The organism is Raineyella fluvialis (assembly GCF_009646095.1).
Taxonomy (GTDB): Bacteria; Actinomycetota; Actinomycetes; order Propionibacteriales; family Propionibacteriaceae; genus Raineyella; species Raineyella fluvialis.
Map to the genome: position 1 here is coordinate 261268 of NZ_CP045725.1, position 15670 is coordinate 276937.

General features: G+C 70.5%; 12 protein-coding genes and 1 pseudogene. 4 read left to right on the forward strand and 9 right to left on the reverse strand.

Annotated elements, in window-relative coordinates; genetic code table 11:
• Positions 1 to 44: 44 nt before the first annotated feature.
• The 3 genes from purN to Rai3103_RS01205 form a co-directional block, all read right to left on the reverse strand.
• Complete coding sequence (purN, locus tag Rai3103_RS01195; protein ID WP_153571037.1) at positions 45 to 650, reverse strand: phosphoribosylglycinamide formyltransferase; 606 nt, start codon at positions 648 to 650, stop codon at positions 45 to 47.
• Between the two features lie 32 nt (positions 651 to 682).
• On the reverse strand, positions 683 to 2164 hold the full coding sequence (locus Rai3103_RS01200; protein WP_153571038.1) for a cell division protein PerM: 1482 nt from the start codon (positions 2162 to 2164) through the stop codon (positions 683 to 685).
• Positions 2165 to 2995: 831 nt separating this feature from the next.
• Positions 2996 to 3139: a hypothetical protein gene (locus Rai3103_RS01205; protein ID WP_153571039.1), complete on the reverse strand. Its 144-nt coding sequence runs from the start codon at positions 3137 to 3139 to the stop codon at positions 2996 to 2998.
• 827 nt (positions 3140 to 3966) lie between these two features.
• Here Rai3103_RS01205 and Rai3103_RS01210 point away from each other — a divergent pair.
• Entirely contained in the window at positions 3967 to 4542 is a 576-nt protein-coding gene (locus Rai3103_RS01210) for a sensor domain-containing protein (protein WP_153571040.1), read from the forward strand.
• Positions 4543 to 4659: 117 nt separating this feature from the next.
• Here Rai3103_RS01210 and sucD read toward each other — a convergent pair whose 3' ends face one another.
• The 3 genes from sucD to Rai3103_RS01225 all read right to left on the reverse strand — a co-directional run bounded on the left by sucD (position 4660) and on the right by Rai3103_RS01225 (position 7458).
• Positions 4660 to 5562: a succinate--CoA ligase subunit alpha gene (gene sucD, locus Rai3103_RS01215; RefSeq protein WP_153571041.1), complete on the reverse strand. Its 903-nt coding sequence runs from the start codon at positions 5560 to 5562 to the stop codon at positions 4660 to 4662.
• The gene (sucC, locus tag Rai3103_RS01220; protein ID WP_153571042.1) at positions 5562 to 6782 is read right to left on the reverse strand and encodes an ADP-forming succinate--CoA ligase subunit beta; all 1221 of its coding nucleotides are present in this window, start codon (positions 6780 to 6782) and stop codon (positions 5562 to 5564) included. The genes sucD and sucC overlap by 1 nt, the downstream gene beginning before the upstream one ends.
• 265 nt (positions 6783 to 7047) lie before the next feature.
• Positions 7048 to 7458, reverse strand: a complete 411-nt coding sequence (locus Rai3103_RS01225) for a coenzyme B12-dependent isobutyryl CoA mutase small subunit (protein WP_153571043.1) — start codon at positions 7456 to 7458, stop codon at positions 7048 to 7050.
• A gap of 368 nt (positions 7459 to 7826) precedes the next feature.
• Between Rai3103_RS01225 and Rai3103_RS01230 the strand changes: the two genes are divergently transcribed.
• Positions 7827 to 8948, forward strand: a complete 1122-nt coding sequence (locus Rai3103_RS01230; RefSeq protein WP_153571044.1) for a M23 family metallopeptidase — start codon at positions 7827 to 7829, stop codon at positions 8946 to 8948.
• 73 nt (positions 8949 to 9021) lie between these two features.
• Here Rai3103_RS01230 and Rai3103_RS01235 read toward each other — a convergent pair whose 3' ends face one another.
• On the reverse strand, positions 9022 to 11655 hold the full coding sequence (locus Rai3103_RS01235; RefSeq protein WP_153571045.1) for a UvrD-helicase domain-containing protein: 2634 nt from the start codon (positions 11653 to 11655) through the stop codon (positions 9022 to 9024).
• Between the two features lie 157 nt (positions 11656 to 11812).
• On the opposite strand from Rai3103_RS01235, the pseudogene Rai3103_RS18890 reads away from it, so the two are divergent.
• Positions 11813 to 12996 (forward strand): annotated as a pseudogene (locus Rai3103_RS18890) (phospholipase D-like domain-containing protein).
• A 158-nt stretch (positions 12997 to 13154) separates the two neighbouring features.
• Positions 13155 to 13454, forward strand: coding sequence for a GlsB/YeaQ/YmgE family stress response membrane protein (locus Rai3103_RS01245; RefSeq protein WP_153571046.1), 300 nt, complete (start codon positions 13155 to 13157; stop codon positions 13452 to 13454).
• Between the two features lie 79 nt (positions 13455 to 13533).
• Here the strand turns inward: Rai3103_RS01245 and Rai3103_RS01250 are convergent, their stop codons facing one another.
• Positions 13534 to 14250, reverse strand: a complete 717-nt coding sequence (locus tag Rai3103_RS01250; RefSeq protein ID WP_153571047.1) for a response regulator — start codon at positions 14248 to 14250, stop codon at positions 13534 to 13536.
• Positions 14247 to 15635 (reverse strand): ATP-binding protein, encoded by a 1389-nt coding sequence (locus tag Rai3103_RS01255; protein WP_153571048.1) that lies wholly within the window; start codon positions 15633 to 15635, stop codon positions 14247 to 14249. The genes Rai3103_RS01250 and Rai3103_RS01255 overlap by 4 nt, the downstream gene beginning before the upstream one ends.
• Positions 15636 to 15670: the final 35 nt, after the last annotated feature.

Here is a 15670-nt window from a genome sequence, read left to right on the forward strand (position 1 = left end):
GGGACCTTCTTCCGTGGGTGGGTGGGACATGGGAGATCGGAGGGTCAGGCGAGGGGGTGACCGAGCGCGGCCCGGTCGGCGAGGCCGGCGACGGCGTCGATCAGGAGCCGGCGCTCCTCGACCTTGATCCGCTCGTGCAGGGTCTCGACGGTGTCGTCGGGCAGCACCGGGACCGCCGCCTGGGCGATGATCGAGCCGGTGTCGACACCCTCGTCGACGAAGAACACCGAGGCGCCGGACACCTTCACCCCGTACGCCAACGCATCCCGCGGCCCGTGCGTGCCGGGGAACGACGGCAGCAGGGCGGGGTGGGTGTTGATCATCCGGCCACCGAAGCGGTCCAGGAACGCGGGGCCGACCAACTTCATGAAGCCGGCGCTGACGACGAGGTCAGGGGCGTACGCCGCCACCGCGTCGGTGAGCGTACGGTCCCAGGCGGCGCGGTCGTCCCCCTTGCGCAGCGGGACGACGAAGGTGGGCACCCCCGCGGCACGCGCCCGTTCCAGGCCGTACGCGCTCTCCCGGTCGGCTCCGACGGCGACGATCTCGACGTCGTGGGCGCCGGCCCAGGCGGGGTCGGCGCAGGCATCGAGCAGGGACTGCAACAGAGTGCCCGAGCCGGACACGAGGACGACAACCGAGAACGCCACGGAGGGCAGCCTACTCAGCCGCGCCCGTCCGGTCAGCTCTGCCCGTCCCCGTGCTCGTCCCGATCGGCGTCACCGGCGCCGACGTCAGGCACACCCACGCCGATCCCCGCCACCAACTCCCCCGCCTGCTCGGTCCCGGCCAGTTCCCGCGGGGCCAGCAGCGTGCCGCTCACCTCCAGCGGGGCGCTGGCTCGCGCAGCCCGGCGCGCGGACAGCCACCGGGCGATCCCGACACCGAGTCCGGTGACCAGTCCCCCGCAGGTCGTCAGGGTCACGGCCAGCACCAGCAGCTCCAGCGGCCGGGGACCCAGTCCGACGAGCCGGGCCACGCCGAGGTCACCGCGGGTCATCGTCCCGATCCCCGCCGTCAGCAGGCCGAGCAACAGTCCGACGCAGCCGCCGAGCATCGTGCCCGTGTCGGGGCGGGTCCAGTGCGTCCCCCGCAGATACACCCAGGCAGCCAGGCCACCCGCCACCACGCCACCGGCGAGCCAACAGAGGCCCAGATAGCTGCCGGGACCGGGCGTCGGTAGGGCTGCGGTCACGGGCCAGGCGGGCAACAGGCCGAGGTGGGTGTCGCTCGGCGACACCAGTCCGCCGTCCCCGAGGTCGAATCCGGCGCCCAGCGCGTAGCTCACCGCCCACACCACGAACGTGGGCAGGAACGCCGCCTGGGCGAGGACGGCTCCCAGACCACCCGCCGCGCCTCCGCCGAGGGCGGCGGTCAGTACCGCCACCTGACCGCGGTGCTGCACCAGACCGGTGACCAGCGTGGCCGAGCCGAGGACGCCGAGTGCGAGCAGTCCGACGGCAAGCGACCGGGGCAGCTGATGCCCCCAGCCGGGCCACCAGGTCCCCAGCCGCCAGCGCGAGATCCGCGCCCTGGCCCACCAGACACCGACCATCCCGAGCAGGAGGGCTCCACCGAAAGCCGCCCCTGCCTGGCGAGGCTGGCCGACGGCGAGGCCCACGGCGCCGACGACCGTGGCGTACGTGAGGGCGACGAGTCCGCCGCGGAGGAGCCGGATCGGTGTGGGAGTGGCGTCGGAATCCTGGAGACGGCGCATCACCTCGGCGCTCACCTGGGACATCAGCCACACCAGCAGCAGGGTGATGCCGGAGGGGACCACGGTCCACCGCGTCCCGGCGGCGTAGAGGCCACCGCCGTGCCCGGCGAGCCAGAGCTGGGTAGCGGTCCCCATGACGGCCCCGTACGACCCGAGCGGCGAGGTCAGCCAGGCGAGGGAGGCGAGGGCGGTGAGAGCGACCCAGCCGCAGGCAGCCGCTGCAGCCCCCGCGGTCAGGATCCCGATCCAGGCGGGCCGACCGGCTCGAGGAGCCAGCGGCAGGTCGGTGGGCGGTAGCTCCGGGCGGACACCGGTCACGCCCTCGAAGAGGTCGTCCTGCTGATGGTCAGACGTCCGCAGGCGGTCGTCGCGGGGCGTACGGCGGGTCCCGCCGGGCCGGCCGAGATCGGGGCGCGTACGGGGTGGGGTCTTCCGGTTCTGACTCATAACGCTTCCATGCTGTCCTGCGAGGCGGGGGCGGGTCGCCAAAGACACGCCCTGCCGGGTAATGTCGAAACGACCAGTGACCGTCCGTCACGACGGGTGCGACGACGCCCCCAGGCGTCGATCCGCCCACCCTCAGGCCGGGTCCACGCGCCGGACGGAGAGCAGGACCGGAAGGACTGAAGTGGACGACAACGTACCCGAGGTGCCTCGGCCCCGTCGTGCGGCTGCCCCGCCGCCCGAGGAAGGTCCGAAGCCCCCGGAGAGCGCGGCCGCCGAACGCCCACGCCGGGCACGGCGAGCGCTCGGCCCGCTGCCCGGCGAAGGGCATTCGGGTGGCCCCGCGGGTGCCTCGGAGCCGTCGCGCCCGTCGGCCCCCTCGACCCCGTCTGTGCCCGGCGCCAGCCCCTATCGGCCGCTCAGTCCCGCCCGTCCGCTGAGTCCCACCAGCCCCACCGGCCCGACCCGCGCCGCCGGAACACGGCGCTCGGACGTCCCACCGGCCCCGCAGCCGAGCGCCGGCCGCGGCTGGCAGAGCGCCGGTACACCGGGACTGCCGACCAGTCCGACCTCCCCGTCCGGACCTGCCCGCCCCGCAACCCCGTGGCAGACCTCCACCTCGATGACGCCCGTCGTCGGTGCGTCCCCCGCCCGGGTGACTCCCCCACCCGCCTCGCCACCTCGGGCACCGCAGGCACCGGCGAGCAGTCAAGGCCCCCTGCCGCAGTCACTCACGGAGACCGGCATCACCGCGGCCATCACGGCGGAGCAGGAGCAGTGGCGCCCGCCGACCAGTGGGAGCTCGGCTGCGTCTCCCACTGCTCCCCGTCCTGCCTACGACACCACCGGTCTGACGCCTGTCACGCCGGCCCCGGACACGACGAGCACCATCCCCGCGGTCGAGAGCACCGGATCGATCCCGGCGGCCGACAGGACGGGCACCACCCCGGCCACCGGCACCGGTTCGGCCGGAACCACCCCCGCGCCGACTCCTGACGCCACCGCCCCGGCACCCCCGCCGCAGGCGCCGGCACCGCCGGAACGGGCACCACCCCACCACGGGGCAGGGGTCCCTCCCGCGCGCTGGACGGCGGTAGCGGAGGCGGTCGGTTCGCCACTCGTACGATCGTCCTCGGGGCCGTCGCCGCGGTCGTGGTCGTCGGCGTGATCGTCGCCACGGTCCTCTTCCGGGTGCGGACCAACGGCAACCTCAGCGCCGGGGGGCCCACCACCACCGCGGCACCGATCCTGTCGGCGGCCTCGCTGCTGACGGCGGCTGACGCGCACCGGCTGGACGACAAGGCCTCCTGGACGGAGACGCTCACCCAGGACCGGGTGGACGCCAACACGCCCCGGCCGAACTGCCTCACCATCGACGCGAAGGCGCTGCCCTTGGCCCAGGCGACCATGGTCCGCAGCATCCAGGCCGGCAGCGACCCCAACACGGTCGTGCTGAACGAGGCGCTGCAGTACGCCTCCACCGAGGCCGCGACGACGGCCGCCTCGTTGCTGACCAGCCAACTCGGGGCCTGCGACCGCCCGGTCAGCTACCTCGAGGGCGGCTGGACCCTTGGCAACGTCGGTGACAGCGCCGCCGGAGTGTCCGCGGTCGTCCAGGACAAGACGTCGGTGCACCACACCGTGATGTTCAGCCGTAGCGGTTCGGTGATCACCATCGTCGACGCCAGCAACCCGAACACCACCCCGGACGCCACGGTGGTCGTCGGCCTGCTCGGGACCGCGGTCGGACACACCTGTCAGGCCGCGGGGGCAGCTGCCCCACCAGCCCGTCCGCGACGGGCTCCGTGCCGCCCAGGACCGACCCGAATCCCGCCTTCCTCGCGAATGCCGACCTCCCCCGCATCACCCTCGGCACCGGCCGCTGGGGCGGCACGGAGGTCGGTACCCACTTCGACTTCTTCGGCAGCCAGTGCGAGGGCAAGGATCTCGCCAACGTGGCGGGGCCGAGCGACCGCAAGCACCGGGCGTACCTGCTGCAGGAGGACGCCGCGGCACCGCAGACCTTCGGCGTCGACGAGTACATCCTCACCTTCCCCGACCGTGGATCCGCCGACCAGTTGGTCAAGGACGTCAGTGGTTCCCTCGACGGGTGTGACAAGGCGATGCTGACGGCCAAGGTCGACAAGACGGACAACATCTCCGCCAAGGGCGCCGGCGGCAAGGACATCACCGGACGCACGTGGGTGATCACCCAGCAGGTCAACCAGACCACGAAGCAGCGCTACCGCATCGCCCTGGCCCAGGTGGACAACTCGGTGATCTACCTGCTCGTCCCCACGGGTGAGTCGTTCGACTTCAACAACGGTCAGTGGAGGGCCGTCGGCGAGCGCGCGGGCGCCCGACTGAGCAGCACACTCTGACCCACGGTCCGCCCCGCCGGAAGGCGGCGGACGGCGACGACAGGAGGGGCTCCCGGGTTTCCCCGGGAGCCCCTCCGTGCGTGGCCGGGTGTCCCCGGCCGGTGAAGCGTCAGACCGTCACAGACCCAGCTGCGTGATCAGCTCCTTGGCCAGCTCGGCGGTCTGCGAGGGCGTGTTGCCCACCTTGACGCCGACGGCCTCGAGGGCTTCCTTCTTGGCCTGGGCGGTGCCGGCGGAGCCGGACACGATGGCACCGGCGTGGCCCATCGTCTTGCCCTTCGGCGCGGTGAAGCCGGCGACGTACGCCACGACGGGCTTCGTCACGTGCTCCTTGATGTACGCGGCGGCCCGCTCCTCGGCGTCGCCGCCGATCTCGCCGATCATCACGATGACCTTGGTCTCCGGGTCGGCTTCGAAGGCCTCCAGCGCCTCCACGTGGGTGGTGCCGATGATGGGGTCACCACCGATACCGACGGCCGTGGAGATGCCGATCTCCCGCAGCTCGAACATCATCTGGTAGGTCAGGGTGCCGGACTTCGAGACCAGGCCGATCGGGCCGGGGCCGGTGATGCCGGCCGGGATGATGCCCGCGTTCGACTCACCCGGCGACTGGATGCCCGGGCAGTTCGGGCCGAGGATGCGGCTGGTGCCCTTCTCCTTGGCGTACGTGTAGAACTCGGCGGTGTCGTGGACGGGAACACCCTCGGTGATCACGACGATCAGCGGGATACCCGCGTCGACGGCCTCGATGACCGCACCCTTGGTGAACTTCGCCGGGACGAAGATGACCGAGACATTCGCCCCGTCCTTCTCCATCGCCTCGGCGACGGTCCCCCGGATCGGGACCGACGCGTGGCCACCGGCCCAGGAGAAGGCCAGCGACTCGCCGGCCTTCTTCGGGTTGGTGCCCGCGACGACCCGGGCGCCGGAGGCCAGCATCAGCTGGCCGTGCTTGCGGCCCTCCGAGCCGGTGAGGCCCTGGACGACGATCTTGGAGTTGGAGTCGATCAGGATGGTCATCAGTTCTTGCCTTCCGGGGCGTCGCGGAGATCTTCGACGGTCGCGGTGCCGGCCGCCAGCTGGGCGGCCATCCGGGCTCCGCCGTCCATGGTGGTGGCGACGACCACGACGCCGGCCAGACGCTCGCGCGCCTTGCGCAGCACCTGACGGCCGCCGGCGGCGTTGTTGCCGTCCAGCCGCAGCACGATGGGCTTGTTGGCCCGCTCACCGAGGAGCGCCAGCGCCTGGACGATGCCGGTGGCGACCTGCTCGCAGGAGGTGATGCCGCCGTACACGTTGACGAAGACGCTCTTGACGTCCGCGTCGGACAGGATCAGCGACAGGCCGTTGGCCATCACCTCGGCGGAGGCGCCGCCACCGATGTCCAGGAAGTTCGCCGGACGCGGGTGGCCGGGCAGGTCCTCGCCGGCGTACGCGACGACGTCGAGGGTGCTCATCATCAGGCCGGCACCGTTACCGATGACGCCGACGTTGCCGTCGAGCTTGACGTAGTTGAGGCCCATCTCACGGGCCTTCTGCTCCAGCGGGTCGACGGCCGAGATGTCGGCCAGCGCCTCGTGGGCGGGGTGACGGAACGAGGCGTTCTCGTCGAGGGTGACCTTGCCGTCGAGGGCGATCATCGAGCCGTCGCCGGCCTTGATCAGTGGGTTGACCTCGACCAGGGTCGCGTCCTCGTCCCGGAAGACCTCCCAGAGCTTCTGGAAGATCGCCTCGAGCGCCGGGCGATCGGCCTCGTCGAAGCCGGCGGCAGCCGCGATCTCGGCCGCCTTGGCCTCGTCGATGCCGACCAGCGGGTTGATGCCCACCCGGGCGAGCTCCTCGGGACGCTCGACGGCGAGGGTCTCGATGTCCATACCACCACTACGGGAGCACATCGCCAGGTACTGACGCTCCGAGCGGTCGACCAGGATGGAGAAGTAGTACTCCGCGGCGATGTCGGCGCCCTCGGTGACCATCACCCGATGGACTGTGTGGCCCTTGATGTCCATGCCGAGGATCTGGCCGGCCAGCTCCTCCGCCTCGTCGGCGGTCTTGGCGAGCTTCACGCCGCCCGCCTTGCCGCGGCCGCCCGTCTTGACCTGGGCTTTGATGACTGCCGGCCAGCCGAGCTCTTCAGCGACCTGTCGGGCCTCAGCGGGAGTGGTGGCGGTCTGTGCCCGCATCACCGAAACGCCGTAGGACTCAAACAGGTCGCGGGCCTGATACTCGTACAGATCCATCGCGATCCTTTCGACTTGACGGGCAGCGCGTACGCGCCGCCCTCGCCCCGGCGTCGACGCGCGGGGCTGCAACGCGGTTGAGTCTAAACCTGCCGAATCCGGGACACGGGGCGCCCCTCCCCTCCCACTGAGGTGACCCTTGGTTCAGGCCGGAAACGACGAGAGCCGGCCGGCGATTCCCGTCAGGGACTCGCCGGCCGGCCGGTGAAAATCGGTGTCGTACGCCGCCCCGGGCCACTCTCCCGACTCGGCGCACCGCCCGTCGTCAGGCGGCGTTCGAGTGAACGTTGTCCTTGACCCACGCCACGATGCTCTCCATCGTGGTGCCGGGGGTGAAGATCTGCGCCGCACCCATGTCGTACAGGGGCTGGATGTCCTCCTCGGGGATGATCCCCCCGCCGAAGACGACGATGTCAGCGGCGTCCTGGGCCTTGAGCTGGTCGAGGACGTCCTGGAACAGAGTCAGGTGCGCCCCGGAGAGGACCGACAGACCGATGCCGTCGGCGTCCTCGGCGATCGCGGTCTGCACGATCTGCTCCGGGGTCTGGTGCAGACCGGTGTAGATGACCTCCATGCCGGCATCGCGAAGGGCCCGGGCCACCACCTTGGCACCGCGGTCATGGCCATCAAGGCCGGGCTTGGCGACTACCACTCGAATCCGTGCGTTCGTATCCACGTGCCATAGCGTAGCCGGGCGGCACTTCGCGCGGGGGGCGACCCCGACATCTCCGACCGGTGCGATCGGGCGGATCGGCACGCCCCCGGCACCCGCCCGGGCACGGCAGTGGCGGTCCGGCCCACGGCGACCCCCGACGGACGCTGGGAAACGACATCCGAGCTGTCCCCCACCCCTACGGGAATCGTGATCTTGATCACATGTCGTCTCGTTGCAGGCGGCCGATTGGTCATCTTTTGGTGATCAGTGTTACCGCTCACTGGACCGTCGATTTGGCGTGTGCTTTACCAATCCGTTATGTTCTGCACGGCGCGCGGGATACCCACAAGGTACCTGCACCACGCTGGTAGCCGAAGCAAGGAGAACACGTGTCAGCGATTCCGGCCCCCTCGTCACTTCCCCGACGAGCTGTCGCCGTGGAGACGTCGGGCCCCGGACTGGCATCCGCCCGCGACTCCCTGCTCGCCCTGCGTGACCGCTTCCAGCAGACCGGCGCCGAGAGCAACGGTCGCTACGCCGAGATCGGCATCGCCGAGGAAGCCGGCATCAACCGGAACACCCTGAACACCACCCTCGCTGCCCTCACGGTCTCCGCGCTCGGCCTGGCCGTCGCGGGGGCCGTATCGATGACCTCGAACGCACAGGCCGCGAACCCGGAGGCCGTTCTCGAGTCCCAGCAGCAGACGAACACTGCGGCGAGCGTCGCGCAGCCGGCCCCGGTCAGCAGCCCCGACACCTCAGCCGGCGGCGGCGCCGCCAACATCCCGGCCGGGAACGCGCCCCAGAGCGGCGCCCTGGAAGGCCGCTCCGCCGATCAGACGTCGCGTACGGCGGTCCGCACCGAGCTCGATGCCGCCATGAGCGCCCAGCTCGCCACCCAGCGATCGCAGCTGATGTCCGCGGCCAACGACACGGCCTCCGAGGCGTCCCGCTCGCAGGCTCTCGCCTCGCGGTCCGCGCTGCTGTCGGCCCAGGTCAACCAGGTGAAGGCCGGCGCGCAGGCCACCCCTCAGGGGACCCTCAGCGTCAATGCCGCGAAGGCCTCCACTGACGCTGTCGTCGCTTCCAGCGGAGGGGCTGCCACTCCCCTCAAGTCGGGGACCTACACCCTCGGCGCCTCGTTCGGCGCTGTCGGCTCGTGGTCGCGCTACCACACCGGCCAGGACTTCCCCGCGCCCATCGGCACCCCGATCTACGCGGCAGCCGACGGCGTCGTGGGCCCCTCGAACGGTGGCGGCTGGGCAGGCACCCACGTGGTCATCGACCACTCTGGCGGCGGCGCCACCCTCTACGCGCACATGTCCCGGAAGGTGGTGAACCCCGGAGCGCAGGTCAAGGCAGGTCAGCTGATCGGTTACATCGGGGTGACCGGGCGTTCGTTCGGTCCCCACCTGCACTGGGAGTACTACCCGAAGGCCTCCACGGTCGGCGATCCCTACACCACCGCGAACCCGGTCACCTGGCTGGCTGCCCGCGGCGTCAGCATCTGACCCCTCCGCTCAGCATGCTGAGCCCTCGGCATCAGCATCTGACGCCGAGGACGCTCGGTCACCGACCGATGGGTCAGAGCTTCTCCATCGGCGCGTGACGCAGCGACAGCCGCTTCACCCCCAGCGAGCCGAAATCGACGTCGGCCTTCGCGTTCTGCCCGGCGCCCATCGTGGCGACGACCGTGCCCAGCCCGAACGAGGTGTGCAGCACTCGGTCCCCGAGAGCGACGGCATCGACGTGCGGACCGCGTGGCGCCTGCCCGGAGCCGAAGATACGACCTCCCTCGGTCCGGTCCCGGGCCGAGGACGTGCGCGCCGCTGCCCGGATCTCCCAGGTGGATCCGGGTTCGACGAGCCGGCGCCAGTCCAGCAGGTCCTCCGGCATGTCGGCGATGAACCGGCTGGGCGGGTTGTACGACGGCTGCCCCCACTGGGTCCGCACCACCGCACGGGTGAGGAACAGGCGTTTCCGGGCCCGGGTGATGCCGACGTACGCGAGGCGACGTTCCTCCTCGAGCTCGTCCGGATCGTCCAGCGCTCGCATGTGCGGGAACACGCCGTCCTCGAACCCGGTGAGGAACACCGTGTCGAACTCCAGCCCCTTCGCCGTGTGCAGCGTCATCAGGGTGACCACGCCCTCCTCATCCCCCTCGGGGACCGAGTCTGCGTCGGCCACCAGTGCGATCCGCTCCAGGAAGGCGGGCAGGGAGTCGTCCGGTTCGGGAGCGCCGCCGCCGAGGCCCCCGAGCTCCGCCGGGACCCGTCCGTGCTCGTCGGCACCCTCGGCTTCACTACCTGCCCGGTCGTCCGGGCGGTCGGGATCCGACGCCACTGGGGTGCCCGTCTCCGGATCGATCGGTAGGCCGGACTCGTCGTCAATGTCGACGACGTGCGCCTGGGCGACGAACTCCTCGGCCACCGCGACGAACTCGGTGAGGTTCTCCAACCGGCTCTCGTCCTGCAGGTCGGTGGAGTTGCGCAGCGCATCGACGTAGCCCGAGGCCTGCAGGATCGAGGCGAGGATCTCGTCGGCCGCGGCACCTTCGGCCATCAGGGTGCGGTGGTCCGCCATCATGGTGGCGAATCCCCGCAGGTTCGACGAGGAGCGGGTGGCCAGTCCCTCGATCTCGTCGAGCCGCTCGAGGGCCGACCCGAAGCTGATCCGCTCCCGGTCCGCGAAGTGCTGGACCTGCTCCTGAGCCCGGTCACCGATCCCCCGCTTCGGCTCGTTGATGATGCGGCGGACGGAGACGTCGTCGTGCGGATTGGCGATGGCCTTCAGGTAGGCGATCGCGTCCCGCACCTCCTTGCGCTCGTAGAACCGCACCCCGCCGACGACCCGGTAGGGCAGCCCGACCCGGATGAACACGTCCTCGAACGCCCGGGACTGGGCGTTGGTCCGGTAGAACACCGCCGTCTGGCCGTACGTCGTGGTGCTGGCATCGACCAGCCGGTCGATCTCGTCGGCGACGAACTGCGCCTCGCCGTGCTCGGTGTCGGCGACGTAGCCGTCGATCCGGTCACCGGTGCCCGCGTCGGACCACAGCCGCTTCTTCGGGCGGCCGGGGTTCTTCGCGATGACCGCGTTCGCCGCCGACAGCACGGTCTGGGTGGACCGGTAGTTCTGCTCCAGCAGGATCGTCCGGGCGCCGGGGAAGTCCTTCTCGAAGGCGAGGATGTTACGGATGGTGGCCCCGCGGAAGGCATAGATCGACTGGTCCGAATCGCCCACGACCATCAGCTCGGGTGGATCCATCGGCAGGATGCCCGCTTCCGCCAGCGCCTGCTCATCGGTCCGCGGGTCGTTCGGACCGCACAGCTCCCGCACCAGGGCGTACTGGGCGTGGTTGGTGTCCTGGTACTCGTCGACCAGCACGTGGCGGAAGCGGCGCCGGTACTTCTCCCGCACCTCCGGGAACTCGCGGAACAGCCGGACGGTCTCCATGATCAGGTCGTCGAAGTCGTACGCCTCCGCGGCCCGCAACCGGCGCTGGTAATCGGCGTACACGCCCGGGTAGACGTCCTCCTGGCCGCGCGGGGCGCGCTCCGACGATCCTTCGGGGCGGATGAGCTCGTTCTTGCAGGCCGAGATCCAGTTCAGCAGGTCCCGGGGCTGGTAGCGCTTGGGGTCCAGCTCCCGTTCCCGGCAGATCATCTGCATCAGGCGCTTCGAGTCGGCCGTGTCGTAGATCGAGAAGGTGGACGAGCGGTCGAAGTGCGCGATCTCGGCCCTCAGGATCCGGACGCAGGCGGAATGGAAGGTGGACACCCACATCACCCGCGCCCGGGGACCGACCAGGTCGACCACCCGGGAACGCATCTCCGCGGCAGCCTTGTTCGTGAACGTGATCGCCAGGATCGAGCCTGGATGCACGTCCCGCACGCCGACGAGGTAGGCGATCCGACGGGTCAGCACCCGAGTCTTGCCCGAACCGGCGCCGGCGACGACGAGCACCGGCGCGCCGGCGTGGATGACGGCCTCCCGCTGGGGATCGTTGAGCCCGTCGACGAGATCCTCGGCACTGATGCGGTGCCGGGCACGACCCCCCGGCCGCGGCTCCCCCCTCGTCGCACCGGGGGCCGCGGGTCGCGGCACGTCCGCGCCGGCCCGCTCGTCGGGCGACGGGGCCGGGCGGCCGCGTCGGCTGGGTGCACCGGTGGCGGCACCGAAGGCGGGAAACAGGGTCGGCGATTCAGCTTCGTTCATGGCATCGCCCAGCCTAGAGGGTGACTCCGCTATTTTGGTTGGCATGCCAGAGCGTCGAGCCCTCGCCAGGACCGGGCGTACGCAGTCCCCGCTGAACGAGCTCCTGGAGAGCCCGCTGCCCCCGATCCGGCGTGCGCTGGCCCGGCTGTTCGCGATCGTGGCGCTCCTCCAGGCCGTCAGCATCGCAGGGCTCCAGGTCGCCGCGTACCTGCGCAAGCGCCGGGCCGGACCGGTGACCTTCCCGCGCACCCCTCCGGAGGCGTTCTCGACCGCGGAGGGCACCGCGGCGATCTTCACGTACGGCCAGGACCTCTACGACGACATGCTGGCGGCCATCCGCTCGGCCCGGGAGTCGATCTACTTCGAGACCTTCATCTGGAAGGGCGACGCCGTCGGGGAGGAGTTCAAGCAGGCGTTCATCGACGCCGCCGAGCGTGGCGTGGACGTGTACGTGGTGTGGGACAAGTTCGCCAACCTCGTCGTCGACCAGGACTTCTACTCCTTCCCACCCTCGGTGCACGCCCGGCAGCATCCGTTCTACCTGCGCTGGCCACGGATGTGGCGCTGGGGCAAATTCGCCCGCAACCACCGCAAGGTGCTGGTCGTGGACCTCGAGACCGCCTGGGTGGGCGGCTACAACATCGGCTCGCTCTACGCGAACGACTGGCGTGACACCCACGTACGGCTCACCGGACCGATCGCCCCCGACCTCGCCGACGCGTTCGTCGACTACTGGAACGCCATCGGCGGCCCCCGCGGCGTGCACCTCGACGAGCCTCGGGAACGGGCCTGGCACAACGCCTCCCGGGTCCACCGCAATGTCCCCATGTACGCCACGTACCCGATCCGGGGCCTCTACCTGGAGGCCATCGATCGCGCCAGTCAGCGGATCTGGCTGACCCACGCGTATCTCATCCCGACCACGACCTCCTCGACGGCATTCTCAAAGCCGTCGCGCGGGGCGTCGACGTCCGCGTCATCATTCCCGCGGAGTCCAACCACATCGAGGCCGACTGGCTGTCCCGCGGCTTCTACGGCACCCTGCTGCGCAGCGGCGTGCGGCTGTTCCTCTACCAGCACGCCATGGTGCATTCCAAGACGGCGACGATCGACGGGGAGTGGGCGACGATCGGCACGGCGAACCTCGATCGTCTCAGCCTGGTGGGGAACTACGAGATCAACGTCGAGTTCCTCGACCCGGCGGTCGCCCGGCGGATGGAGACGATCTTCGCCAACGACCTGACGAACTGCCGCGAACTCACGCTCGAGGAATGGCAACGCCGACCCCTGATGGCGAAGGTGTCGGAGGAGTTGCTGCGCCCGTTCCGGCCGCTCCTCTGAGCGCCCGGCGAGGGTGGCGCTCCGGTGCCGCTCCGGACGACGAGATCCCTGAGGGCAGGCGTGCCGGTCTCCTGGGCAGGTCATGGTTCTCCCGCACGACACACCGGTTGGAGCGCACAAGTGGCGTGGATTACACCCTGCCCTCCTAAAGTGGAGGTATGAGTACAGCATTTGTCGTTCCGCTCGTGACCGGACTCGGCCTGAGCTGGATCAGTGTCATCATCATCGGCCTCATCGCCGGTGCCATCGCCAAGGCCATCCTCCCGGGCAATGACCCGACCGGATGGATCATGTCCCTCGTTCTCGGTGTTCTGGGAGCCTTCGTCGGAGGCTGGATCGCCCAGATGTTCGGGTACGGCGGCGGCGGGTTCTTCTCGCCGTTGGTCTGGGTCTTCGCCATCATCGGCTGCGTCATCGTCCTCCTCATCTACGGTCTGATCACCAAGCGAAGGGTCTGAGCCCCGCCAACCACACACGAGCCCCGGCCGGAGATTTCCGGTCGGGGCTCGAGGTTTGTTCTCGGTCAGACCAGGCGCGTCAGACCAGGCGCCGGTCGTTCGCCCAGCGCGCGAGCTGGTGACGATTGGACAGTTGGAGCTTGCGCAGCACACTCGACACGTGGGTCTCGACGGTCTTCACCGAAATGAAGAGCTCCTTCGCCACCTCCTTGTAGGAATAGCCACGCGCGATGAGCCGCAGCACGTCCCGCTCGCGGGGCGAGAGCTTGTCCAGCTCCTCGTCCACGCTGGCCACGTCGATGGACCCGGAGAAGGCGTCGAGGACGAACCCCGCGAGCCGCGGTGAGAAGACAGCGTCCCCACCGGCAACCCGCTCGATCGCCTCGATCAACTCGTCGGCGTTGATCGACTTGGTGACATAGCCCCGGGCTCCGCCACGGATCAGGGAGATGACGTCCTCCGCGGCATCCGACACGGACAGCGCCAGGAAGCGTACGTCGGGGTGTCGCTGGTGCACCTGCCGCAGCACCTCGACGCCGCCACCACCGGGCAGGTGCACGTCGAGGAGCACCACGTCCGGATCCGTGTCCAGGATGATCCGTACCGCACCCGGTGCATCCGCGGCCTCGCCGACGATGCTCACCCGCGCCCCGATCTCGTGCTTGACGCCCGCGCGGAACATGTCGTGGTCGTCGACCACGACCACCCGCAAGGGCTCGGTGCGCAGACCCTCGCGGGCGGGCGTCCCCTCGGGGTCGGTCTCGGGCGTGCGTGGATCCGGTTGCTGCGTCGTCATCGTGTCATCTCCAGTCGTACGTCGGTCCCCTGGCCGGGCGCCGAGCGGATCGTGGCCCGGCCCCCGTGTCGCTCCATGCGTTCCATGATGCTGCGCCGGACTCCCTGTCGGTCGTCGTCGATCGCGGCAAGGTCGAATCCCTGGCCACGGTCGCGGACGAACACCTCGACGGTATCCTCCAGCACCTCGGCGTAGACGTCGACCCGGTCGACGCCCGCATGCTTCGCCGCGTTCACCATCGCCTCCCGGGCCGCCTTCACCAGCGAGTCGAGGTCCGGCGTCATCGTGGTGTCCCCCACCGTGACCAGCTCGATGTCGATGTCGTGCTCCTCCTCCACCTCGAGCGCGGCGCGGCGCACCGCGGCGCCGAGCGTGGTGTCGTCGGGCGGGCGACCGTAGAGCCACTCCCGCAATTCCCGTTCCTGTCGGCGGGCAAGTCGGGCGACGGCACGGGGATCACTCGCCTGGCGCTGGATCAGGGCGAGTGTCTGCAGCACCGAGTCGTGCAGGTGGGCGGCCATGTCCGCGCGCGCATCCGCGCGGATCTTCTCCTCACGGATCCGGTCGAGCTCGGCACGGGTCCGGAAGAACCACGGCGCACCGACCACGGCCACGCCGCCGAGGCTGAGGATGAGCACCATCATCAACTCCGACGTGCCGCCACGACGGGCCTGGTCGGGAATGACGAGGACGAACGCGGTCGCCAGGAGCAGCAACCCGGTCAGGGCGCCCAGCAGGGATCCGAGCCGATCCACCCGGGAGCGGTCCACGCCGGCAGCGCCGCGATTGCCCCGCCAGGTCCCCATCGAGTCGGCTTCGCGCCAGATCACCGCGACGCCGGCACTGGCCAGCATCACCGGCCAGAACACTCGCCACGGCATCCCGAAGCGGGTCATCTGGACCAGCCACAGCACGCCACCGCCGAACAATGCCATCGCCAGCGCCGAGCCCATGTCGATCCGCCGCTTCAACCGGGTGGGGACCGTACGGGCACCGGTCCGGGCAGCCGATTCCAGGCCGGGTGCCGCCAGCCGCGGCGGCTCCGGGGGCAACGCCACCCACAGCACCGCGTACACCACGGCGCCGACGAACTGGGTCATCGTCAGTCCCACGAACGCCAGCCTCAGCAACATCACCGGCCAGCCGAGGTGCTGGCTGAGCCCGGCGCAGACCCCTCCCAGCCACCGCCCCTCATCGATCCGGTAGGCGCGGCGGGCGGCTTCCGGGGCGGCCGACGGCCCATGGGGCCGGACCCCGTGCCGTCGAGCAGGCACCTCGTGGGGGGCCTGACCGGGAGCGGGCGCGCCGCCGGCGGACCCGGGCGAGTGCGCGGACTGCTCCGCATCGCCGCCCGGGTCGCCCGTGGGGCCCGCGAGTTGATCCATAGTGGTTCCAGCAAACCACGGGCAGCTGACAACTC